Origin of the sequence: Borreliella japonica (genome assembly GCF_900099615.1) — a bacterium.
GTDB classification, from domain to species: Bacteria; Spirochaetota; Spirochaetia; order Borreliales; family Borreliaceae; genus Borreliella; species Borreliella japonica.
This window is the reverse complement of sequence record NZ_FMTE01000002.1, coordinates 158944-182231: the sequence shown is the minus strand read 5'-3', so window position 1 is coordinate 182231 and position 23288 is coordinate 158944. Positions and strand designations below refer to the sequence as shown.

The 23288-nt window shown below is 29.0% G+C and carries 25 protein-coding genes and 1 tRNA gene; 22 read left to right on the top strand and 4 right to left on the bottom strand.

The annotated features are described in order from the left end of the window. Positions 1-2 precede the first annotated feature (2 nt). Complete coding sequence (locus tag BLO14_RS00840; RefSeq protein ID WP_091971808.1) at positions 3-1904, top strand: methyl-accepting chemotaxis protein; 1902 nt, start codon at positions 3-5, stop codon at positions 1902-1904. 42 nt (positions 1905-1946) lie between these two features. Here BLO14_RS00840 and mnmA read toward each other — a convergent pair whose 3' ends face one another. Continuing rightward, positions 1947-3014 carry a tRNA 2-thiouridine(34) synthase MnmA gene (gene mnmA, locus BLO14_RS00835; protein WP_091971806.1) on the bottom strand — a complete coding sequence of 356 codons (1068 nt, stop codon included), beginning with the start codon at positions 3012-3014 and terminating at the stop codon, positions 1947-1949. A gap of 91 nt (positions 3015-3105) precedes the next feature. On the opposite strand from mnmA, the gene BLO14_RS00830 reads away from it, so the two are divergent. From BLO14_RS00830 to mvk, 6 genes are read left to right on the top strand one after another with little or no spacing between them, the layout of a single operon-like run. Beyond that, positions 3106-4329: a hydroxymethylglutaryl-CoA synthase gene (locus BLO14_RS00830; RefSeq protein WP_091971804.1), complete on the top strand. Its 1224-nt coding sequence runs from the start codon at positions 3106-3108 to the stop codon at positions 4327-4329. Next, entirely contained in the window at positions 4313-5377 is a 1065-nt protein-coding gene (gene fni / locus BLO14_RS00825; RefSeq protein WP_091971802.1) for a type 2 isopentenyl-diphosphate Delta-isomerase, read from the top strand. Before BLO14_RS00830 ends, fni begins: the two co-directional genes overlap by 17 nt. Continuing rightward, positions 5367-6641: a hydroxymethylglutaryl-CoA reductase, degradative gene (locus tag BLO14_RS00820; protein WP_236736385.1), complete on the top strand. Its 1275-nt coding sequence runs from the start codon at positions 5367-5369 to the stop codon at positions 6639-6641. Before fni ends, BLO14_RS00820 begins: the two co-directional genes overlap by 11 nt. Further along, the gene (gene mvaD, locus BLO14_RS00815) at positions 6619-7557 is read left to right on the top strand and encodes a diphosphomevalonate decarboxylase (RefSeq protein ID WP_091971800.1); all 939 of its coding nucleotides are present in this window, start codon (positions 6619-6621) and stop codon (positions 7555-7557) included. Before BLO14_RS00820 ends, mvaD begins: the two co-directional genes overlap by 23 nt. Beyond that, entirely contained in the window at positions 7548-8501 is a 954-nt protein-coding gene (locus tag BLO14_RS00810; protein ID WP_091971798.1) for a GHMP family kinase ATP-binding protein, read from the top strand. The genes mvaD and BLO14_RS00810 overlap by 10 nt, the downstream gene beginning before the upstream one ends. Beyond that, on the top strand, positions 8495-9388 hold the full coding sequence (gene mvk, locus BLO14_RS00805) for a mevalonate kinase (RefSeq protein ID WP_091971796.1): 894 nt from the start codon (positions 8495-8497) through the stop codon (positions 9386-9388). The genes BLO14_RS00810 and mvk overlap by 7 nt, the downstream gene beginning before the upstream one ends. An 8-nt stretch (positions 9389-9396) precedes the next feature. Here the strand turns inward: mvk and BLO14_RS00800 are convergent. Together BLO14_RS00800 and BLO14_RS00795 are read right to left on the bottom strand one after the other, a co-directional pair. Beyond that, positions 9397-9470 (bottom strand) — tRNA-Val (locus BLO14_RS00800). A 41-nt stretch (positions 9471-9511) separates the two neighbouring features. Further along, positions 9512-9979: a BB0689 family surface lipoprotein gene (locus BLO14_RS00795; RefSeq protein WP_091971794.1), complete on the bottom strand. Its 468-nt coding sequence runs from the start codon at positions 9977-9979 to the stop codon at positions 9512-9514. 90 nt (positions 9980-10069) lie between these two features. On the opposite strand from BLO14_RS00795, the gene BLO14_RS00790 reads away from it, so the two are divergent. The 14 genes from BLO14_RS00790 to rnc all read left to right on the top strand — a co-directional run bounded on the left by BLO14_RS00790 (position 10070) and on the right by rnc (position 20196). Further along, on the top strand, positions 10070-10600 hold the full coding sequence (locus BLO14_RS00790; RefSeq protein WP_091971792.1) for a Dps family protein: 531 nt from the start codon (positions 10070-10072) through the stop codon (positions 10598-10600). 78 nt (positions 10601-10678) lie between these two features. Next, on the top strand, positions 10679-12688 hold the full coding sequence (gene fusA / locus BLO14_RS00785) for an elongation factor G (protein WP_091971790.1): 2010 nt from the start codon (positions 10679-10681) through the stop codon (positions 12686-12688). Between the two features lie 274 nt (positions 12689-12962). Continuing rightward, a complete protein-coding gene (gene badR / locus BLO14_RS00780; protein ID WP_091971788.1) occupies positions 12963-14171 on the top strand; it encodes a host adaptation transcriptional regulator BadR in 1209 nt (402 codons plus the stop codon). Between the two features lie 62 nt (positions 14172-14233). After that, positions 14234-15568 carry a signal recognition particle protein gene (gene ffh, locus BLO14_RS00775; RefSeq protein WP_091971786.1) on the top strand — a complete coding sequence of 445 codons (1335 nt, stop codon included), beginning with the start codon at positions 14234-14236 and terminating at the stop codon, positions 15566-15568. A 12-nt stretch (positions 15569-15580) separates the two neighbouring features. Next, on the top strand, positions 15581-15841 hold the full coding sequence (gene rpsP, locus BLO14_RS00770; protein ID WP_091971784.1) for a 30S ribosomal protein S16: 261 nt from the start codon (positions 15581-15583) through the stop codon (positions 15839-15841). Further along, positions 15842-16090 (top strand): KH domain-containing protein, encoded by a 249-nt coding sequence (locus BLO14_RS00765; protein WP_004791279.1) that lies wholly within the window; start codon positions 15842-15844, stop codon positions 16088-16090. It begins immediately after the preceding gene. Between the two features lie 3 nt (positions 16091-16093). Then, the gene (rimM, locus tag BLO14_RS00760; protein WP_091971782.1) at positions 16094-16594 is read left to right on the top strand and encodes a ribosome maturation factor RimM; all 501 of its coding nucleotides are present in this window, start codon (positions 16094-16096) and stop codon (positions 16592-16594) included. Beyond that, positions 16591-17310 (top strand): tRNA (guanosine(37)-N1)-methyltransferase TrmD, encoded by a 720-nt coding sequence (gene trmD / locus BLO14_RS00755; RefSeq protein ID WP_091971780.1) that lies wholly within the window; start codon positions 16591-16593, stop codon positions 17308-17310. Before rimM ends, trmD begins: the two co-directional genes overlap by 4 nt. Continuing rightward, complete coding sequence (rplS, locus tag BLO14_RS00750) at positions 17288-17653, top strand: 50S ribosomal protein L19 (RefSeq protein ID WP_091971778.1); 366 nt, start codon at positions 17288-17290, stop codon at positions 17651-17653. The genes trmD and rplS overlap by 23 nt, the downstream gene beginning before the upstream one ends. A 259-nt stretch (positions 17654-17912) precedes the next feature. Then, positions 17913-18455 (top strand): hypothetical protein, encoded by a 543-nt coding sequence (locus tag BLO14_RS00745; protein ID WP_091971775.1) that lies wholly within the window; start codon positions 17913-17915, stop codon positions 18453-18455. Position 18456: 1 nt separating this feature from the next. Beyond that, positions 18457-18948 (top strand): pantetheine-phosphate adenylyltransferase, encoded by a 492-nt coding sequence (coaD, locus tag BLO14_RS00740; protein WP_091971773.1) that lies wholly within the window; start codon positions 18457-18459, stop codon positions 18946-18948. Positions 18949-19010: 62 nt separating this feature from the next. After that, a complete protein-coding gene (gene rpmF / locus BLO14_RS00735; protein WP_002557290.1) occupies positions 19011-19193 on the top strand; it encodes a 50S ribosomal protein L32 in 183 nt (60 codons plus the stop codon). Positions 19194-19216: 23 nt separating this feature from the next. Beyond that, positions 19217-19459 carry an acyl carrier protein gene (gene acpP, locus BLO14_RS00730; RefSeq protein WP_091971771.1) on the top strand — a complete coding sequence of 81 codons (243 nt, stop codon included), beginning with the start codon at positions 19217-19219 and terminating at the stop codon, positions 19457-19459. Further along, positions 19459-20196, top strand: coding sequence for a ribonuclease III (gene rnc / locus BLO14_RS00725; RefSeq protein ID WP_091971769.1), 738 nt, complete (start codon positions 19459-19461; stop codon positions 20194-20196). The genes acpP and rnc overlap by 1 nt, the downstream gene beginning before the upstream one ends. On the opposite strand, the gene BLO14_RS00720 is transcribed toward rnc, so the two are convergent. After that, positions 20167-21399: a CCA tRNA nucleotidyltransferase gene (locus tag BLO14_RS00720; RefSeq protein ID WP_091971767.1), complete on the bottom strand. Its 1233-nt coding sequence runs from the start codon at positions 21397-21399 to the stop codon at positions 20167-20169. The two genes, rnc and BLO14_RS00720, sit on opposite strands and share 30 nt — an antisense overlap. A gap of 115 nt (positions 21400-21514) precedes the next feature. On the opposite strand from BLO14_RS00720, the gene BLO14_RS00715 reads away from it, so the two are divergent. Continuing rightward, the gene (locus tag BLO14_RS00715) at positions 21515-23287 is read left to right on the top strand and encodes a hypothetical protein (protein WP_091971765.1); all 1773 of its coding nucleotides are present in this window, start codon (positions 21515-21517) and stop codon (positions 23285-23287) included. The last annotated feature ends 1 nt before the right edge of the window (position 23288 follow it).

The window sequence follows — 23288 nt, the reverse complement described above, 5'->3', positions numbered from 1 at the left end:
GTATGAAGCTGAAAGCTAGGATGTTGCTACTTGTTCTTATTCTGATAGCATTCTTTATATCAATTTTGTTTTTTGTGTTTGGAATGTTGATTAATAGTAAATTAGTAGATCAGCAGTTTGATCTTATGATAAATCTTATTGGAAACATTAAAAGTTCTTTTAACCTTTATATTTCTTCAATGGAAGAGAAAGTTAGGGTTAGTTCCATGTATTTTAATTCTGCTGAAAAATTTAATGGAGATAGTAAAATTAGATCCAAAAGGTTGGGCTTTATTTCAGATCAATCTGAAATTCTTGTTCAAACTGGTAGTAATATGATGGTTACAAACAAGGAAGGCGAAATAGTTTTTACTACGGCTGTTAAGGATAATAGTGATTTTGGCAAGTCTATTGGTGATAAAGAATATTTTACAAAACTTAAAGAGTCTCAAAGTATTGTTTACAATTCTTATGTCATGTTGGCAGATCCTGGGTCTATTGAGGAGTCTTTAGTTAAAAATATTTCCAAGATAAAAAATAAAAAAGGTCAGATTCCTTATATATTAATAGGTATACCATTAAGGGATTTTGGAACGGGTGATATTTTTGGTTATTTTATGTTCTTTTATTCAATAGATTATATACATAGGTCTTTTAGAGGAATTAATTTTGGAATACTCTCTAGCGGTCGTGCATTAGCTTATGATATCACAGGTAGATTTTTAGTTCATCATACAGTATTTCCAGGTGATCTTATGACTGATATTAGTGTCTCTTATTCCAATATTCTTAAAAAAACATCTGAAGATTTATTGCAAAAAAATAAAGAAATTTCAACCGTTTATTATTATGATCCTGTTAGCAGTAAAAAATATGTGGGAATTAGTCAAAAGGTGCTTTTAAGTTTGTCTAATAGTAGATTTATTCTTTTGATGAGGACTTCAGAGGATGATTTTTATTACATGTCACGAGTTACATCTTTAATCTTGGCCATTAGTTTTGCATTTACATTGTTTATTCTTGCTATTGCAACTCTTTATCTTGTGAAAAAGTTGAGCTCTTCTTTGAATAAGATATTAGAATATTCTGAGCGACTTGCTTCTGGTAATTTTACTGCTGATGTTAATTTTGATAAATGGGATACTGTGGAGTTATATAGCTTATACGAAGGTCTTGAACAATTGAGAACTAATTTTTCTTCAGTTGCGAAAGGGGTCATTGAGAACCTTGATTACCTTTATGAAAATGCGATTCAAATAGCAAATGCAAGTCAGAATTTAAGTTCTGGTGCTGTTGAGCAGGCTTCTACTTTAGAGCAAATGACAGCAAATATTGAGCAAATATCACAAGGTGTTTCTGAGAATACCGAAAATGCATCTACTACTGAAAAAATTGCTGTTAATACCAATGAGAGGACTAAAGAAGGACATAAATCTGTTGTTAAAGCTATTGAGGCAATGACTGTAATTACTGAAAAAATTGGAATTATTGATGAGATAACAAGGCAAACTAATTTGCTCGCTTTAAATGCTTCGATTGAGGCCGCACGAGTGGGGGAAAAAGGCAAGGGGTTTGAAGTGGTAGCTGCTGAGGTTAGAAAGCTTGCGGATCAAAGCAAGGAATCAGCAAGAGAGATTATTGATATTGCAAACAGAAGTTTGACTGTTGCAAGTCGTGCTGGAGAAAATTTTGAGCAAATAGTCCCTGGTATGGAGCAAACGGCTAGACTTGTGAAAAATATTTCTGATGAAAGCTCTAAACAAAGTGTTCAAATAGAGCAATTTAAAAACGCAATAGAACAAGTTAGTCAGTTAGTTCAGACCACAGCTTCAAGTAGTGAAGAACTTTCTGCAATGTCTGAAAAAATGCTAGAGAGTGTAAAAGATTTAAAAGAATCTGTTGATTACTTTAAGATCGAAAAGTAAGGAGAAGGTTTTTTAAATCTTCTCTAGCTTTTTGGCGGACTATTATTCTATGATTTTAAAAATTTTAGCACCTCCTAGACATTCTGTATTTTTATAAAAGATTGCAAATTGCCCTGGGGAGATTCCTTGATCTTTTTTATTTAAAGAAATTTCAATTAAGTTATTTGTGATAAATTTTAATTTGCACGAGTATTTCTTTTCACCATGTCTTATTTTAATTTTTAAATTTTCAAAATCTGAAGGTACACCATTTATCCAATGTATTTCGTGAACTGAAAATTTGCGTTTTGCTTGTTTTAAATAATTCTCGTTATGGGAGATATATATAATATTTTTTTTTAAATCTTTTTCTATGACGAACCACGGTCCGTTGCTAAGCTTAATTCCTCTTCTTTGTCCAACTGTAAAAAACCAATATCCGTTATGAACCCCTATTATTTTTCCCGTTTCTTTTTCAATTATATTGCCTTTTTTCTCGCCAAGGTGATATTTAATAAATTCGTTATATTTAATTTTCCCTAAAAAGCAAATACCTTGACTATCTTTTCTATCTTTGTTGGGCAAATTTATATTTTTAGCTATTTGTCTTACTTCGCTTTTAAGTAATGTTCCTAATGGGAAGTATAGTTTTGAAATTTGTTTTTGAGAGAGGTGAGATAAAAAGTAGCTTTGGTCTTTAATTTTATCTTTTGCCTGTTTTAAAAAAAATCTTTTTTCTTTTATTTGTATTTTAGCGTAATGTCCTGTGACAACCAAATCATATTGTTCGTTGATTTTCTCAAAAAATGCCCCAAACTTTATTCTTTGATTGCAAAAAATATCTGGACTTGGGGTATTTCCATTTTTTAGTTCTTCAATAGTATAGCTTACCACTTTGTTATAATATTCTTTTTGAAAGTTTATTATTTCAAACGGAACATTAAATTTGTTGCATACAGCTTCAACGTAATTTAAATCTTCTTGCCAAGGGCAGTTTCCAATATAAGATAGTTCATCTTCAAGCCAAATTTTTAGATAGTAACATTTTATATTTGCATATCCTTTGTTTATAATTCTATAAAGGGCAACAGAACTATCAACTCCTCCAGATAAAAGTACAGCTATTTTCATAAACTTCCTTTTTAGGTTTCATTATATAAGATTTTGATAATTTTTGCATATTATAATATAATATTAGGTTCATTAGTGCAGTGAGGAGTGTATGAAAATAGGTATTAGTGATATTAGGATTTTTTTACCTTTAAATTATTTAGACTTTTCTGTTCTTTTAAAAAATTCTTTATATCATTCTAATGAAGTTTTTTTTAAAAAAATCAATAGAGCAATAGATGCAACCTTGCAAAAGGGTTTTAGGTTTACAAGTCCTAATGAGGACAGTGTAACTATGGCAAGTTCGGCTGTTAAGCTTATTTTTGACAACAATAACCTTGATTTAAGCAAAATTAGAATGCTTTTGGGAGGAACTGAGACAGGTGTTGATCATTCAAAGTCAATTTCTTCTTATGTTTTTGGAGCTTTAAAGCAGTCGGGTATTTGTCTGAGAAATAATTTTTTAACTTTCCAAGTTCAACATGCGTGCGCTGGTGCTGCTATGTCTTTACATAGTGTAGCAAGTGTTTTAAGTCATTCTAATAATTCTGAATATGGCATAGTTTTTTCTTCAGATATTGCGCATTATAGCAATCTTACTACGGCTGAGATTACCCAAGGAGCTGGTGCAACTGCAATTCTGGTTGAAAAAAATCCAAAGCTACTCTCGATCAATTTATCTGAATTTGGAGTTTATACCGATGATGTTGATGATTTTTTTAGGCCTTTTGGAAGCGTTGAAGCTAAGGTGAGAGGCCAATATTCGGTTGAATGTTACAATAATGCAAATGAAAATGCTTTAAGAGATTTTGCTTTCAAAAAGCAGCTTAACATGAAAGATTTATTTTCTAATTATAGATTTATTTTACATGTTCCTTTTGCTAAGATGCCAATAGATTCAATGCATTATATTTTAAAAAAATATTATAGTGATGACGAATCTGTTAGAAATGCTTATTTAGAATCAATAGATTTTTACGATGGAGTTGAAGCTGCCATGGAAGTGGGGAATTTGTATACGGGTTCAATTTTTCTATCTTTAGCATTTTATTTAAAAAGAGTATTTTCCAAGAAAGATATTTCAGGGGAAAAGATATTGTTTTGTTCTTATGGATCTGGTAATATCATGGTTATTTATGAATTTACTATTGAGAAAGGTGCTTTTGATGTTGTTAAATTATGGGATCTTGATGGACTTTTGAAAAATAGAAATAATGCGAATTTTGAAGAATATAAAGATTTCTTTCAAAATAAAATAATTCCTGGTGAATCTAGAGGATTTTATTTAAAAGAACTAAGAAATGATGGATACCGAGTTTATGGGTATCGAGCCTAATATATTAGAAAATAAAAAAAGGCATATTGAGATTTGTTTGAATGAAAACGATGTTAAAAGCGGATGCAATTTTTTAAAGTTTATTAAGCTAAAGCATAATGCTCTTAGTGATTTTAATTTTTCTGAGATAAGCATAAAAGAAGAAATATTCGGATACAATATTAGCATGCCTGTTTTTATTTCTTCCATGACAGGGGGCAGTAAAGAAGGGAATGATTTTAACAAATCTTTAGTTAAAATTGCAAATTATTTAAAAATTCCCATTGGTTTAGGCTCTTTTAAACTTTTGTTTAAGTATCCTGAGTACATAAAAGACTTTACCCTTAAAAAATATGCCCATAATATTCCTTTGTTTGCCAATGTTGGTGCTGTTCAGATTGTTGAATTTGGTATTTCCAGAGTAGCTGAAATGATCAAGAGATTGGAAGTTGATGCAATTATTGTTCATCTCAATTCAGGTCAGGAATTGATGAATGTTAATGGAGACAGAAATTTTAAAGGAATAAAAGAGTCAATAGCTAAATTGTCTGACTTTCTAAGTGTTCCATTGATTGTAAAAGAGACAGGTTTTGGAATTTCACCAAATGATGTTAAGGAATTATTTAAGCTTGGTGTTTCTTATATTGATCTTGCTGGAAGTGGTGGAACTAATTGGGTTTTAGTAGAAGGCATAAAGGGCAATAATCTAAATATTGCATCTTGTTTTTCTGATTGGGGTATTCCTTCGATTTTTACTTTGCTTAGCATTGATGATTCTCTAAAGGCTAATATTTTTGCATCTGGTGGATATGAGACGGGCATGGATATTGCCAAAGGTATTGCTCTTGGAGCTAAGCTCATAGGTGTTGCGGCAGTTGTTCTTAGGGCTTTTTACGATTCAGGAGAAGATTCTGTATTTAATCTTTTTTCTGATTATGAGCATGTTTTAAAAATGTCTATGTTTTTAAGTGGAAGTAAAAATTTGTCAGAACTTAGAAATAATAAGTATTTTTTAAGTAGCTACTTGCTTGCTGAGCTTGGAGTTTTTAAGCATTTTTATGGAGCTTAGCAAAAATTTTAGACATAAAAGTGTTTTAGAAAAAAGGCAAGAGATAAAAAGTTTTTTAGGATTATCTTTTGAAGATTTTTTTTATAATAATGCTGATGAAGATTTTCTTTTTAATATGATAGAAAATTATATTGGATATTTGTCTTTTCCTATTGGAATTGTAAAAAATTTGAAAATAAATGGCAAATACTATTCATTGCCTATTGCAACAGAAGAATCTTCTGTTGTTGCTGCCTTGAATTTTGCAGCAAAAATTCTTGAAAATGCTAATTTGAAGTATTCTTTAGGTGAAGTGTTGGGAATTTCTCAGATTTATATAAAATCAGAGAAAGATTTAAGTAAAATTTTTATTGATCTTGATGATAAAATCAAAACTTGGATTGAACCTCTTTTGTTTAATATGAATCAAAGAGGAGGTGGATTTAGAAGATTGTCAACTAAGTATATTAAAGAGCTTGGTATTCAAAAATTGAATCTTTATTTAGACACCTGTGATGCTATGGGTGCTAATTTGCTAAACTCAATTGCAGAGCGTATAGCAGAACGTATTTTTTTAGAATTTGGATATGAATGTGTTTTAAAAGTTTTAAGCAATGATATTAGTGAATTTACAGTCAAGGCTTGTTTTGTTTTAGATTATAAACATTTGCTATTAAATAAAGAGAATTCTTTTAATTTAGCTAAAAAAATTGAACTTATTTCTAATATAGGTTTCTATGAAGAGGAGCGAGCTGTTACTAATAATAAAGGTATTATGAATGGGATTACAGGAGTGTGCCTTGCTACTTTTAATGATACAAGAGCGCTTGAGGCTTCTGTGCATAGGTTTGCTTCAAAAAGCGGAAAATATCTTCCCCTTAGTAAATTTTATACTATTGATAATGCTTTGGTTGGAGAAATTGAAATTCCTTTGCAAGTTGGAACTAAAGGCGGGGTTATATCTTTTAGTGAAGCTTCAATTTTAAGTTTTAAAATTATGAATGTAAATAGTAAGAGTGAATTCATTGGCATTCTTGCTTGTGTTGGGCTTGCTAGTAATTTTGCCGCATTAAGGGCTCTTGCATTTGATGGAATTCAAAAAGGTCACATGAGATTGCATGTTAATAAAATACTTTACCTGTTAAAGACAAAATATGATATTTCTGATTTTGAGAAAAACAAATTATTATTAGAAATGGAAAGAATGGATATTTATTCTTTTGATTTTGCTTTTAAAATTTTAAAGAAAATAAGGTTAGAGAATGAAGGTAAAGTGCAAAGTTAATGCAAGCTTGGCTTTAATTAAATATTGGGGCAAGAAGGATGTTTGTTTAAATATTCCAGCAACCTCTAGTCTTGCTGTTAGTGTTGATAAGTTTTATTCAATAAGTGAGCTTGAGCTTTCAGATCGAGATGAAATAATTTTAAATTCAAGGCCAATTATATTGCAAAATAGAGAAAAGGTGTTTTTTGATTATGCAAGAAAAATTCTTAATGAACCAAATGTTAGATTTAGAATTAAAAGTGAAAACAATTTTCCAACAGCAGCAGGCCTTGCAAGTTCGAGTTCAGGTTTTGCTTCAATTGCTGCTTGTATTTTGAAATATTTTAATAAATATTCTTTTAATAGTGCATCTAATCTTGCAAGAGTAGGATCAGCTTCTGCATCAAGGGCTATTTATGGGGGATTTACTATTTTAAAAGAAGGTTCAAAAGAATCTTTTCAATTAAGAGATCAATCTTATTTTAATGATTTGCGCATAATATTTGCCATAATTGATACTAATGAAAAAGAGTTGTCTTCAAGAGCTGCAATGAATATTTGTAAACACCATGAATTTTATTATGATGCTTGGATTGCCTCTAGTAAAAAGATTTTTAAAGATGCTTTATATTTTTTTTTAAAAAAAGACTTTGTACATTTTGGAGCAAATATTGTAAAAAGTTATCAAAATATGTTTGCTTTAATGTTTGCATCTTCTATTTTTTATTTTAAAAGTAGTACAATAGATTTAATTAAATATGCTGCTAATTTGAGAAATGAAGGAATTTTTGTATTTGAGACAATGGATGCAGGCCCCCAAGTGAAGCTTATTTGTTTGGAAAAAAATTTAAATACTATTTTAAAAGGACTTAAGCAAAATTTTACTAGCATTAATTTTATTGTTTCAAAGGTTGGGTGTGATTTAGAATGGATTTAATTAGTTTTTCTGTGCCTGGGAATTTGCTTTTAATGGGGGAATATACTATTTTAGAGGAAAAGGGATTGGGATTGGCAATTGCTATCGACAAGAGAGCATTTTTTTCTTTTAAAAAGAGTGATTCTTGGCGTTTCTTTAGCAAAAAGAAAAAGATAGACGATTTTTCTTTAATAGAAAGTAGAAATGATTTTGTTTTTAAAATGTTTGAGTATTTGAATCAAAATTATTTTTTTAATCTAGAGAGCATCGCATATGATGTGTATATTGATACAAGCAATTTTTTCTTTAATGACGGAACTAAAAAGGGATTTGGCTCAAGCGCTGTTGTTGCTATTGGCATAGTTTGTGGACTTTTTTTAATTTATAATGTTACTAATGTTGTTGATAAAGGTGAAATTTTTAAATATTGTTTGGAAGCTTATAGACACTCTCAAGGAGGAATAGGTAGTGGATATGATATTGCCACTAGTATTTTTGGAGGTGCTATTGAGTTTGAAGGTGGTTTTACTCCTAAATGCAGGCAGCTAGGTGTTGTAGAGTTTGATGATTTTTATTTGATGCAGGGTTTGCAAGCAGTTAAAACTACCGATTCTATTTATGAGTACAATAAACATAGAGATTCTATTTTAGATTTTATATTGAAATGTAATTTGGAGATGAAAAAACTTGTTTCAAGTGTTGGTAGTTCTAAGTCCGCATTAATTTCTAGTTTAAGAAGAGCTAAAGAATTAGGATTGGCAATTGGAGAGGCAATAGGGGTTTCAGCAACTTTGCCTCCAAGTTTTGAACACCTTCGATATCAATGTGATTTGATTAAAGCTTTGGGGGCTGGAAATGAAACTTTTTTAGTTTACAGGCCTAATATTAAAGCTTTTGATTTGTCAAAAATTATTCCGATTGTTTTAGAGCGTGAAAGTATTAAGTTCGAAAGCGATAAATGCTAAGAATAAGGAAACCTGCTAAAATATTATTCTTAGGCGAACATAGCGCTGTTTACGGATTTCCAGTTATTGGAGCCACGGTTCCGATTTATATGGATCTGGTTTACAGAGTGTCTAAAAATTGGAAATATTTAGGAGAGCCCAGTACAAGATTAAATGGCTTAATAAGCTTTATTGTTTCAAATTACAGCAAAGTTAATCCGATTGAGTTTACCATTTTTTCTGAAATTCCTATTGGAGTTGGCCTTGGTTCTTCTGCTAGTCTTAGTTTGTGTTTTGCAGAATATATTACAAGTCATTTTGAATACAGGGATTGTAATAAAATTTTGTTAGCAAATCAAATTGAAAACATTTTTCATGGAAAATCTTCTGGAATGGATATTGGACTGATTGATCTTGGTGGAACTTTTTATTTGGAGAAAAAAGAAGATGTTTTAAATTCAATAAAATTAAAAGATTCTGGTTTTTATTTTTTAATAGGAGCGATAAAAAGAGATTTTACGACTAAAGAAATTGTTGTTGATTTAAAAAAACAGTTATTATCTAATTCCGATTTATTTGTTTTTATTGAAAAACTTGGTCTTGCTGTAAACAATGCTTTTGTTTCTTTTCTGAATAAGGATGTATATTCTTTAGCTAGCGAAATGAATATTGCACACCGATGTTTAAAGCGCTTAGGGTTGTCTAATGATACTCTTAATTGGTTGATAAATAGGGGACTTGAGCTAGGTGCTCTTTCTGGTAAGTTGAGTGGTTCTGGTAAAGGAGGAGCGTTTATTTTTCTTTTTGAAAATCTAGAAAAAGCCAATGCAGTTCAAAAAAAATTAAACAATATACTTGAAAATTCTAAAATAAACTTGGTCTTAGAATTAAAAGTAATTGAAGTTTAGGTTATTTTTGGGCCCAGAGAGATTCGAACTCCCGACATCCTGCTTGTAAGGCAGGCGCTCTGACCAACTGAGCTATGAGCCCTTTTTGCTAATAGATAGTATACAGTATAAGTTTTAATAGTGTCAATTCTTCTCTTTTCTTTTTCCAAAAAGAACCACAAATATATTAACATTGTTAGCTGTTTTCAATCTATAGCCACCTATTTTATTTGTATCTGTATTAACAAGAGCTTCTTTGTGGCTCGGGCTATTAAGCCATGCATTAACTACGCTGTCAAGTTCGACTCCTGATGCTAGTATCTCTCTTGTTAAATTAAAGGTGTTATCATATTTGTGTATTCTTCGCATTGGGGTTGTGCCAAAAAGGGTATGAGTTAGTGTTTTATTTTCGCCTAGTTTGATAGCATATTCTTTTGCAACTTTTTCAAGAGTATCATCTATTTCTAGATGGTTTAGATTTAAATTTTTTCTCAATTCAGCAATTTCTGAATATAGGATTTTCATATCTTCTTTTGTATCTAATGGATGTATTGTATTTAAATTGCATGCTTGAGACAAAAATAGTGCAAAAATCAAAATCAATTTTTTCATCAAAGATCCTTTTTCTTTTTATTTATTATAATATTAAAATCATAATTATATCTCATTATGCATTATAATAATTGTATTAGGGAGATAGTTATGGAAAAGTATTTAATTTATATAAAAAAGGATGATTTAGAAGCAATACAGTTAAAATTACAAGAACTGTTGGCAAGTTTGCATATTTTTTATTCTAATTTAAGAGGTATTCATTGGAATATAAAAGATACTAATTTCTTTGTTATTCACAAAAAAACCCAAGATCTTTATGAATATGTTGAAAAGATTATTGATATTGTTGCAGAACGTTCAAGAATGCTTGGATATGATTCTGAATTTAGATATTCTGAGTTTATGAAAAAATCCTTTATTAAGGAACTTGATATTGAATCAACTTCTAATTTTTTACTTTCAATGCAAAGCATTGTTTGTAGTCTTTCTGAGATTTTGAAAAATATTTTTGAAATGAGAAGATTAATTGATGCTGCTTGTGATTATGGTACTGCTAATATTATAGATGACATCATGAGTGATCTTGAGAAATATTTATGGATGCATAAGGCATTGCTTGAAAATTGTAATTGTTTTTGTCACGATAAGCACAAATGTTGCGAGCGCAATATAAAATAACAATTTTATTAAAAGGGTTGACTTGCGATAATGATTATTTTATCTGTATTAAGGCTTTAAGTTGTTGTTGGGGATTTTATGGGTATTAGAAATATTGGAATTATGGCTCATATTGATGCTGGCAAAACTACTACCACGGAAAGAATTATTTATTATACTGGCAAAAGTCATAAAATGGGAGATGTTGATTCTGGAAACACCGTTACTGATTGGATGCCTCAAGAGCAAGAAAGAGGAATTACTATTAGTTCGGCTGCTATTACTTGCCATTGGAAGGGTTGCCAAATAAACATTATTGACACTCCAGGGCATGTTGATTTTACTGCAGAAGTTGAAAGATCTCTTCGAGTTCTTGATGGGGGCGTTGTTATTTTTAGCGCTGTTGATGGAATTCAAGCTCAAACAGAAACTGTTTGGAAACAAGCAGAAAAATATGAAATTCCACGACTTGCTTATGTTAATAAGATGGATAGAATAGGTGCTGATTTTTTTAAAGTTGTAGGAGATATTGAAAATAAGTTTAAAACTATTCCTTTAGTTTTGCAAATTCCAATTGGAAATGAAAGCAATTTTGAAGGAGTAGTTGATATTCTTTTAAATAAAGAACTTCATTTTGTAATGGAAAAGGGAGTTCCAAAATTAACTTATAGCCAAGTTAGAGAAGAATTTATTGGAAAAGTAGTTCTTTTTAAGAAAAAATTAATAGACATTCTTAGCCAATTTAGTGAAGAAATTACTCAATTATTTCTTGAAGACAAAGAGATTGGTTTAGATATTATTAAGAGCGAGATTAGAAGAGGCACTATTTCTAGATTTATTATTCCTGTTTTAATGGGAACTAGTTTAAAAAATATTGGAATAGAGTCTTTAATTGATTCGATTGTAGATTATTTACCAAGTCCTTTTGAAAAAAATTTTGGTGCTTTCTCTTTAGATACAAATAAAAAAATTTTAGTTGATCCTAATGAAAATAAAAAATTGTCAGCTCTTGTTTTTAAAGTTCAGTATTCAAGTGTAATTGCTTCTCATCTTTATTTTGTTAGGGTTTATTCTGGTGAGATTAATGCTAATAAAAAAATTGTCAATGCTTCAAATGGTAAGCGTGAAAAGTTTACAAAAATTTTTAGAGTTTTTTCAAATAAAAATGAACAAATAGATTTCGTGAAAACAGGTGACATTGGTGCTGTTTTAGGATTAAAGTTTTCCGTTACAGGGGATACTCTTATTGAGAAAGACAATAATATTTTGCTTGAATCTGTTATGTTTCCAGAGCCAGTTGTTTTAATGTCTGTTGAGCCTGAAAGATCATCAGATGAGGTTAGGCTAAAGCAAATTTTTGAAATAATATCTAAAGAAGATCCTACTTTTAGTTATTCTGAGAGCAAAGAAACAGGGCAATTGATTATATCTGGGATGGGCGAATTGCATCTTGAGATTATTTTGACTAGAGTTAAAGATGAATTTAATCTTAATGTTCATACAGGAAAACCTCAAGTAAGCTACAGAGAGAGTGCGGGTAAAATTGTAAAAGAAATTTTTAGGTTTAATAATATCTTTGCTGGCAAAAATATTGATTTTAAAATTGGAATGATCATTAAACCTTTGTCGCGGGGCGAAGGAAATAAAATTGATTTCGAATGTGGTATTGATTCTGCAATTAAATCTGCAATATTGAGGGGAATTACAGCCGCATTTGTAAGTGGAATTTTTGGATATCCTATTATTGATATTAATGTTATCATTTTTTCTATTGTCTGTGAGACTAGTAAGATTAGTGAGAGTGTTTTTGAATCAATTTCAGGATTTGCTTTTCATAATATTTTTCAAAAAACATGCCCTATTAGACTTGAACCAATAATGTTATTGGAAATTAGAACACCTATTGAGCATACAGGAGAAATTATTTCTTCATTAAGTATTATAGAGGGTATTATTCATTCCGTTAGCAATGTTGGAGAGTATGATTTGATAAAATCAGAGGCGGCTTTCGAGAAGCTTTTTGGGTATGCTTCTATTTTAAGAAGTTCTACTAAAGGGAGAGGCAGTTTTACTATGGAATTTTCTTATTTTAAGGAAAAACTAAGTTAAAGTTTTAGTTTTTGGGCAAATAGCTTTTCTTGTGTTTATTATTTTATAAATCTAATTAATTTTTATTAATGAGTTTTTATAAAAATGATTTTATTCATTTTTTTGTTAAGCTGTAAATTTTTAATAGTTTATGAATCTGTTATTATGATGTAAAATATTTTTAACCTTATAAAGGTATGTTTGTCTTTGGGGAGTAGATAGAATATTATATTGGGTTTTTTTGATATGATATTCTATAATATTTTTTTATTTTAAAAAATAAAGGAGGTGTATTATGCAAGGTGAAAATATGGTTTCAATTAGGGGTGGAAATAGAAAAAAAATTCTTCTTAGTTTGAAAAATATGCAATATTCAAGAACAGACTTAGCTCGTAAGTTAACCTTAACAAATGCTGCGGTTACTATTTTGACTAATCAAATGATAAAAGAAAATCTTTTAATCGAAGTTGGCTCTAGAGTATCTGATATTAAAAAACATGGACGAAAAGAAATACTTCTTGATATTAATAAAGATTATGCGTATTCAATGGGAGTTATTATTTCTAGTAATTATTTTCAAATAGGTATTGCTAATCTTAAATGTGAGGTTTTAATAAGCGAGACTCATTCTTTTGAGCCCCCAGTTAGTGCTTATGATATTTTAGAAAAAATAAAAGATCATATGATAGAAATTATTTGGAAGCATAATTTCTCAAGAGATAAGTTTATTGGCTTAGGTTTTAGTATTATAGGTTTAATAAAAGATAAAGAATCAGGCATTGTTAATGACAGTTATGGAGCGTGGATTGAAAAAGATGTTCCTGTTAAGAGAATACTTGAGGAATATTTTTCACTTACAGTTTATCTTGAAAGCTATGTTAAAAATTTATCTCTTGCTGAATTTATGGGTAAAAATATAGATAATATTATGTTTTTTGACTATACGGATACTGCTGAACTTTCTATTTGGTCAGGTGGCAATGTTTATCCCGGTTTTAATAATAAGTCAGGTATGGTTAGCCACATGATAATTGATTATGAAGGAGAGAAAAATTGCCCAACTTGTGGTAATAAAGGTTGTGTTAATATGCTAATATCTAATTTTGCTTTGCAGAGATTAATCTCGAAAGAATTTATGAATGGTGAGATTCCTGAGCTTTATGAAAAGTATGAAGGTAGATTGAAAAAGGTTACAATATATGATATTTTTTCTCTTTATGAAAAATATGATTTTATAAATAAAATTATGGAAGATACGGTTAAATATTTGGCAATAATTATTATTAATATTCAAAGAATGCTCGATTTTAATTATTTGGTGCTCTATGGTCAAAGTTTTAAATTAAAAGCTTTTTTTGATTTGTTAAAAGAAGAGATTAAAAAGCGCAATAAAGAAAATGTAGTATTAAAGCTTAGTTCATTAGATACCGAAATTTCTGTTGTTGGGCCCGCTTCTAGTGTTATTTTTAATAAATTTTATTTGACAGGAGGAGATATTGATTAATATTGCCTTTTTTTGTATCTTATATTTGATAAGATTATTTTTGAGAATAAGGGTTATTTTTAATGCTTGAAAGTTTGGGGTCAAATTTTAAAAATTTTGTAAATTATCTTTCTGGGAAATCTACAATAAATGACAAAAATATTGCAGAGGCTATTGAGATTATCAAAAATTCATTAATTGACGCTGATGTTAACTTAAGAGTTGTAAGACGTTTTTTAAATTCTATAATTGAAGAATCCAAGGGAGTGAAAGTTTTAAGAGGTATTGATCCTAAATCTCAGTTTATTAAAATTGTCAATGATAATCTTGTTAAATTTTTGGGAGGCAAAAGTTGTGAGCTTAGCTTATATCCTGTTAATAAACAATCTTATGTTCTTATGCTTGGACTTCAAGGTTCTGGCAAGACTACAACATGTGTTAAGCTTTCTTTAAGGCTTAAAAAAGAAAATAGAAAAGTGCTTCTTGTAGCTGCCGATACATTTAGAGCAGCGGCTATAGAGCAGTTAAAAATATTGGGCAATCAAATAGATGTTCCGGTATTTTCACTTGAAGGAGAAAAAGATCCTATTAAGATTGTTAAAGCTGCTATGAGGTTTGCCGAGTCTGAGTTTTTTGATTCTGTAATAGTTGACACTAGAGGACGACTTGAGGTTGAATCTTCATTAGTTGAAGAGATAAAAAAAATTAAGGAGATTTTGCATCCAGCAGAAACCATTTTGGTGCTAGACTCTATGATGGGGCAAGTTGCAGCAAATATTGCTAAGGAATTTAATGAGAATGTTGGGCTTACTGGTGCAATATTTTCTAAGTTTGATTCAGATACCAGAGGAGGCGCTGTACTGTCGTTTAAAAGTATTTGTGCAGTTCCTATTAAATTTATTGGGGTTGGAGAAAAAATTGAAGATCTTGATTTCTTTTACCCAGAAAGAATTGCTTCTAGAATTCTTGGCATGGGGGATGTTGTTAGTCTTGTAGAGAAGGTTCAAAGTATTGTTGACAAAGAAGAGATTATTAAACTTGAAGAAAAAATTAATAAAGCTAGTTTTAATTTTGAAGACTATTTAAGCCAATTTAGACGCATGAGACAAATGGGAGGGTTTTCTAATTTTGTAAGTTTTTTACCAGGTGCTTCAAAAACAATGTTGAATATGGGTGATTTGAATGAAGAAAGTTTTAATAGAGAAGAAGCTATTATTCTTTCCATGACTAAAAAAGAAAGAGTAAACCCAGTTATTTTGAACAATCCTTCAAGAAAAAAAAGAATAGCTTTAGGAAGTGGAACGACTATTTTTGATGTTAATAAGCTCATAAAAAAGTTTAGTCAAACATCTTTGATTATGAAAAAAATGAAAAATAAAGATTTTCAAAATAAGATTGCATCCCTTTTGGGAAAATAAGGAGGAATAAATTTGAGCGTTAAGATAAGATTGAAGAGAATGGGGGCTAAGAAAAGACCTTATTATAGGATTGTGGTTATGGATTCTGCTTCTCCTAGAGATGGCAGGGCAATTGAAGAGCTTGGTTATTATCATCCTGTTGAAAAGCAAAATCAAATAAAAATTAAGGAAGATAGAATTAAAGATTGGATAAGCAAGGGAGCAATTTTAAGTGATACAGTGAAAATGCTTTTAAATAAAAACAACTTGAATACTAAAAGTCAGGAGGTTTAGATGAAAGAGTATGGAAATGAGATTGAACTTATAGAGTTTATAGTAAAGTCTCTTGTAGACAAACAAGATGAAGTAAAGCTAAATGTAATTGAAGGGGAAAAATCAACTATTTTAGAATTAAGAGTTTCTCAAAGTGATGTAGGTAAGATAATTGGGAGACGAGGTCGTATTGCACGAGCTATTAGGACTTTGCTTGGAGCTTGTGCTGCTAAAACCAATAGGCGAGTGCAATTGGAAATTTTAGATTGATTTATGTTTATTAAAGGCGTGATATTGTCGTCTTATGGAGTTAATGGATATGCTAAGGTCAAAAGCATATCCAATAATTTTTATGATTTTATTAACCTAAAAAATAATAAAGTTCTTTTGAAAAAAAGCAATGGTTTTGCCATTGAAGTTAAAATTGTAGATGTTAATATAAAGAGCAATTCCTTATTTTTGAAGTTTGAAGGAATTGATACCCCCGAGTCAGTTAAGCCTTTGATTGGTTTTGAATTGTGGGTTGATGATGTGCTTGCATCGAGTTTGAAAGAAGGCGAATATTATTTGGGAAAATTGATTGGCTATGCTATTGTTAATGACAATAGGAAGTTAGGAGAAGTTGTAGCTTTCTTTGAATATTTAAATAGTGTATTTCTTGAGGTTAAAGTGGGTATTAAGTTTTTTTTTATCCCTTTTTTAGGCATTTATATTGGAGATATAGATACTAGTAAGAAAACAATTGAGCTTAAGGTTTTAGATCTTTTAAGATGAAATTTACAGTTATATCCCTTTTCCCAGTAATAATTAAACCATTTTTTGAAAATTCAATAATGAAAAAAGCTATTGACAAAGGAATAGTAAGTTTTGAGCTTATTGATGTTAGAGAGTTTTCAAAAGATAAATATAAAAGATGTGATGATGTGCCTTATGGAGGAGGTGCTGGGATGGTATTAAAGGCTGAACCCATGTCTTTTGCTCTTGAGTATGTAGAAGCTACTAAGAAAACAACAATATTTTTAAGTCCCTCTGGTATAAAGTATACCCAAGAGTTGGCTTATTCCTTGTCAAAAAAAGAAGAAATTGTTATAATTTGTGGAAGATACGAAGGGATTGATCAACGTATTATAGATTTGTATGTTGATTTTGAGATTTCCATTGGAGATTATGTTTTATCTTCAGGAGAGATTGCAGCTCTTGTGTTAATAGATAGTTTATATAGACTGCTAGATGGAGTAATAAATCCTAATTCTTTATTAGAAGAATCATTTGGTGTGAAAAATGGGTTACTTGAATATCCTCATTATACTAGGCCTTATAATTTCATGGGGATAAAGGTTCCAGAAGTTCTTGTTTCAGGGCATCATGAAAATATAAAGAATTGGAGGCTTTTTAAAGCTATAGAAAAAACTAAGAAAAATAGATATGATTTATACCTTAAATATTTAGAGATAATAGGAGAAGATGATGGATTTGATAAGAAAAATTGAAGCTCAGAATAAGAAAAATGAGACTTTTGTCTTTAATGTGGGAGATACTGTAAAGGTTGTTTATAAAATTATTGAAGGTAGTAATGAAAGGTTGCAGAGTTTTGAAGGGATTATTATTGCTTTTCAAAATAAAGGAATTGGCAAAACGTTTTTAGTTAGGAAAATTTCTTCAGGAATAGGCGTTGAAAAAATTTTTCCAGTATACTCTCCTATTATAGAAAAAGTTGAAGTTTTAAGAAAAGGAAAGGTTAGAAGAGCAAAGCTTTATTATATGAGAAATAGAATTGGTAAAGCTGCTATGAAGATAAAGGAGCGTCTTAATACTAAAAAGATTAGACATTAATTTTTAAGTTATTTTAAATATTTTAGTAAATTAGGTCATGAGATGAAGCAAATTAGATTATGATTAAAAATCATTTTTGAATGATTTTTTGTTGTGTGAGTTTTTATTCAGAGATTTAGGATTTTTGATGTTTTAAAAAATAATTTTAGCAAGCTTGGTCATGCATTTGCTGCGATTAAGGACACTAGTTAACTATTCTTACTAATTTTTTATTTTTGTAGGACAAATATTTATTTGTTGTCGTTAAGGAGAGTTGATTTTGAAATATACTCAGAGTAAGTTTAAGGGTAGTAGTAATTTTCAGAAATACAATAAGCGTTTTTATGGTTTTAAAAATAAAAAGTTAAATTCTGAGAGTAAAAGTCAAAATGTTTTCCCGTTAAACAATTCTAATAGTAAATCTACTGTTTTAAATCCAGATAAACAAAATGTTTTTAAAGGTAAATTTAGAAGAAGAAGTATAAAATTTAAAACAAGAATAAATTTTGACATTACTTGTGCTATTTGTGAAAAAAAAATAAATGATCTTGTTTTTAGTATGTCTTTAAAGGTTAAAAATGAAGATAAGCCCGTTCATTTTGATTGTGCTATTAACAAATTAACGGTTGAGAATAATCTTTCAAATAGTGAAAAATTGGTTTATAGAGGTGTTGGTAAATTTTTTATTGTGGATACATCTTCTAGAGGAGAATATTTATATTTCAAAATTATCAAAGAAATTGAATTTGAAAATTTAAAAGAACAACCAATATGGCGTAAAAAAATTCTTAAAGATATCAATAGGGGATTTAGGCTTTGTTGATATGAAGGTGGCAGTTTTTCCTGGATCTTTTGATCCAATTACCTGGGGTCATATTGATTTAATTAAAAGATCTTTGGCCATTTTTGACAAAGTTGTTGTTTTAGTCGCTAAAAATAAATCAAAAAAATATTTATTAACTGATATTGAGAGATTTAGTCTTACAAAAGATGTTATTTTGTCTTTAAATTTTTCAAATGTATTTGTAGATAGGTATAGCGGATTTATTGTTGATTATGCATTAATTAATTCTATTAAATTTATTGTTAGGGGAATTAGAGCTTTTAATGATTTTGATATAGAGTTTGAGAGGTATCTTGTTAATAATAAATTAAATTTTAAAATCGATACTATATTTTTGCCAAGTAGTGCGGAGCATTTATATGTAAGATCGGATTTTGTAAAGGAATTGATGAGAAAAAAGGATGTTGATCTTTCTGATTTTGTTCCAGAATTGGTGTTTAATAGATTGAAATCTAAGTTTATTGACAAATGACTTGGTTAATATATATATTATTAAGATAATTTAATGTAGTTTAAAAGTAGTAGGAGAAAGTAATGGCTGTTCCAAAATTTAAGCCTTCAAAATCTAGGAGTAGAACAAGGCGTAGTATCAATATGAGAAAGAAAATTCCACAATTTCAAGAATGTTCTAATTGTGGCAATCTTGGAGTGAGGCACAGAATTTGTTTAAAATGTGGATATTATAGGAATAACCAATATCTAGAAATAGGTTTGTAGTTTGTAGCAAGGAAGGTGTATTCATGGATAATGATGAAATTTTTAGTAAGGTTCGGTCTATTATATCTGAGCAGCTTGATAAAAAAGAAGATGAAATCACCATAGACTCTAGATTTGTTGAGGATCTTAGTGCCGATAGTCTTGATATTTATGAGCTTTTATATTTACTTGAAGAGGCTTTTGATGATAAGATTCCGGAAAACGAGGCCAATGAATTTGAGACAGTAGGTGATGTTGTTAATTTTATTAAAAAGAGAAAAGGTTGATGAAAAAAAAATCTTCCGATTTTTGTTTTGGTAGCGAAAGAAAAACTCAATTAAGTGAATTTTTGGAAAATTTGAGCATTAATTTTAATGATTTTGATTTATTAAATACAGCATTAAGCCATTCGTCGTATTCTAATGAGTTGGATCAAAAATCTGGTAACAATGAGAGATTAGAATTTTTGGGAGATTCTGTGCTTAATTTGATCATCACAGATCATCTTTATAAAACTTATCCAAATAAAAGTGAAGGAGAACTTAGTAAGGCAAGATCTTATATTGTTAGCGAAGATTCCCTATCTAGTATTGCTAGAGAAATTGATCTTGGTTCTTATATTTTACTTGGCAGAGGGGAGGAGAGTAATGATGGTCGCAACAAAAAAGGCATTCTTGCGGATGCTATTGAAGCCCTTGTAGGAGCTATTTATCTTGATAGTGGGTTTTTAATGGCAACAGAATTTGTGGTTGGACTTTTTGATATGTATATAAGATTGATGTTTAATAGGGGCGATTTTAAAGATTATAAGAGTTTGTTGCAAGAATATGTTCAAAAGAAATATAAAATCTCGCCAAGTTATAAGCTAGACAAGGAAATAGGTCCAGATCACGATAAAGTTTTTTGCGTTGAACTTTATGTTGGAGAAAAGTTTATATCAAATGGAAAGGGCAAGTCTAAAAAAGAAGCCGAAATGAGAGCAGCTGAAGTAGCTTTAAAGGCCATGGAAGATATTAATCTTTAAGGTTTTTATTTTTTTTATAAGATAATTTTTAGTATTAAGTTTGGGATTTTCAATTACATAGCTTAGCAGAATGTTTAAAATTATACCTATATTTTTGTTTTCTATTTGTTTTAAATTTTGAATATCTTTTCCGTTTATTTTCAAATCTTTTAAAGAGAGAGGATTTTTTAGTAATTTTTTTCTTTTTATGTTTTTTGTTATAAATAAATATTTTTTCTTTTTTCCTTTGAGTGCTTTATATATATCAATTATTTCTTTATAATGTTCCCTTGTGCTTTTGCTAAGCAAGTATCTAATATCACTTAATTTTTTGATGTTAAAAATATTGTTATTATCGATTATGCTTCTATAAAATAAAATTAACTTAATTTCTTTGTTTGAGAATTTAAGCAAAGTTAATTTTTCTTTTAATTCTTTTATAGGTTTTTCAATCGTTAATATAGTAATTGCCTTTAGATAAAATTTGTCTTTGTTAAGCAGTGCAGTTTTTTTGATTAATTTTGTTTTTATTTCTAGATTGAAAAAATTTTTAAAAAAATCAACTTTTTTAAGATAATAAATTCCTTTTTGTATATTTGTGCCTTCTAACAATTTGTAAAATTCGTTTTTTATTCTTTCCTTTGAAATCAGTAAAATATTTTCTTTTTTGTATTTCATCGAAATTAAAGTATTTTTTTCAATGTTAAAATTAAGTGTAGATGAGAATCTTGCTGCTCTAAGTATTCTAAGGGCGTCTTCTTCAAGTCTTTTATTGGGATTCCCTATGCATCTTATTATTTTTTTATTAAGATCTTTTTTCCCATCATAGCAATCTATTATGTTAAAACTGAAAATATCCATTGCAATTGCATTGATTGTAAAATCTCTTCTTTTAAGATCTTTAATTAAATTTTTAGTATACTCTACTTGTTTAGGGGCTCTGTTTTTTTCATATTCTTTTTCTATTCTGTATGTGGTGATTTCAAAGATTTTTTTATTAAAGATAATACCAATTGTTCCATGTTTTATTCCTGTTTTGATGTTATTTGGAAATAATTTTATTATTTCTTCAGGAGTTGCATTTGTTGCAAAATCAAAATCGCAAGGCTGTTTATTAAGTAGCAAGTCTCTTAAAGCGCCTCCAACTAAATAAAATTCGTAGTTGTTTTTTTTAAATATTTTACCAATTTTAATTATATTTTGATTATTATTGCCTAGATTCATATAAAATTATATTATAGTGTAAATAATTTTTTTCTAAAATTGATTTACAATTTTAATTTATTTGAAGTATGTTGTAAGTAGTGCTTGTATTTTTAAATGGTTTTATTGGGGTTTTATGAGTGGTAATAACAATAGTGTATACAACGCTATAGGTCAGCTTTCAAAAGAGACCAAAAATAGATTGATGAATGATATAAGAAAAAGCTTAGGTTTGAATTCTTCCGAGTTTGTTTTGCCCAATTGTAGTAATGAGCCTTGTGTTGATTCTCAGCTTGAAAAATTTCTTTCAGGGCGTTTAATGGAAGAGTCATTTCTTATGAAAATGTGGTTAACTATTTTAAATTTTTTTCAGAAGGATAAAAGTAAAGAAGATATTTATAAAGCTTATGTTATAAAAAATCTAGAAAATCAAATTAATGAAATGTGTAAAAATCCAGTAATAGATTTTAAGAGAGAATGTTTGTATGTTGGTTTTGTAGAAATGTTTTTTAGTGTTTGTCGATATTCAATGGAATTGAAAGAATTTTTTAAAAAATTAGAAAAAGGTGGTATTGTTGTTGAACAAACTATTTTAGAAATTATTCAAAATAAAGTTATTCATTCTAAGAAAAATTTAGAAGATTTTTTAGATGAAGGCGAATATGAGCTTTTTTTGAAAAAAGAAAAAACTCAAAACGATTTAGAAGAATCTCTTAAGATTAAAATAAATGAGTATATTAATTCTATTCCGACTAATATTTATAAAACCGTCTCTGATATGTTTGAGTTTTATTATGTTTTTAATAGTTTGGCGTTTTTTCCGTACAAATCTTTTTTTTCATTTTTCAATGTAGATCTTTTGGATAATGTTGAGAATATTAGTATCGTTGACCTTGAGGTTGGATTTGGAATTAGCTTTTCAAGTGTTAGTAAGTATTTGAATTATTTTTTTGATATTTTATATACATTAAAAGATATTGAGATAGATGAGAGCATTGTTAAAAGTATTATATCAAATTATTTTTTAATATCTGATGATATTAATAATTCAGAAATAATTTCAAGAGAAGATCATTTGTCCCGAGTAGAATATGTATTAAAAAACGTTTTATCGATTGTATCTAAGATTGTTGTCTTGTCTAGAACTTTGCCTTATTTAGATGTTTTTAGGGTGTATTGCAAAAACCCGGTAGCGTCTCCCAAAAAATATGTACCCTTTTTTGATGTGAAAAATTTTTATGAGAACATTTTATTTTTAAATGTTATGGGGCAGGCCATTGAAAGGCGCGATAGTTCTTTAAAAGTTCTTGTGACCAAGGAAGTAAAAAACCTTGTTAGAGATCCTGGTGTAATTTTTAATTTAAAAGGTGAGATTTTTAACGAATTAAATCTTGGTAATTATAGTTTTAAAAAGTTATATTTTCTTAATGATTTTTTTAAAAATATATATGATGTTAGAATGATGGAAGTTTTAAGGACTATAAATAATGTTGTATTAATTAATAATCATGACTTGAGAAATATATATGTTGACATTGAAAATAATATTACTGGCTTGAAAAAAGAAATTTATAATATTTACTTTGAGATTGATTATAAAAATGAAGAGTTTGAAAGGTATAAAAGAGAAAGTAAAATCGATGACCCTTATAAGGAAAGGATTTTGAAGTGGTGTTTAAATGAGTCGATTACTATTGATAAAGCTTCAAATAGATTTGTAGATTATTTTATTGAGCTTAAAAAGAGATGTTTGGCTCTTTTAGAAAATCATAATGTTTTTATTCGAAAATCTTTAACAGTTTCTTATAAGTCAATGGCAAATGAAAATAAAAAAATTACATTAGCTGATGTTATTGGCAATCTTTTAGAAATTATCAATCAAGCACTTTTCATAATAAAAAATTTATAAA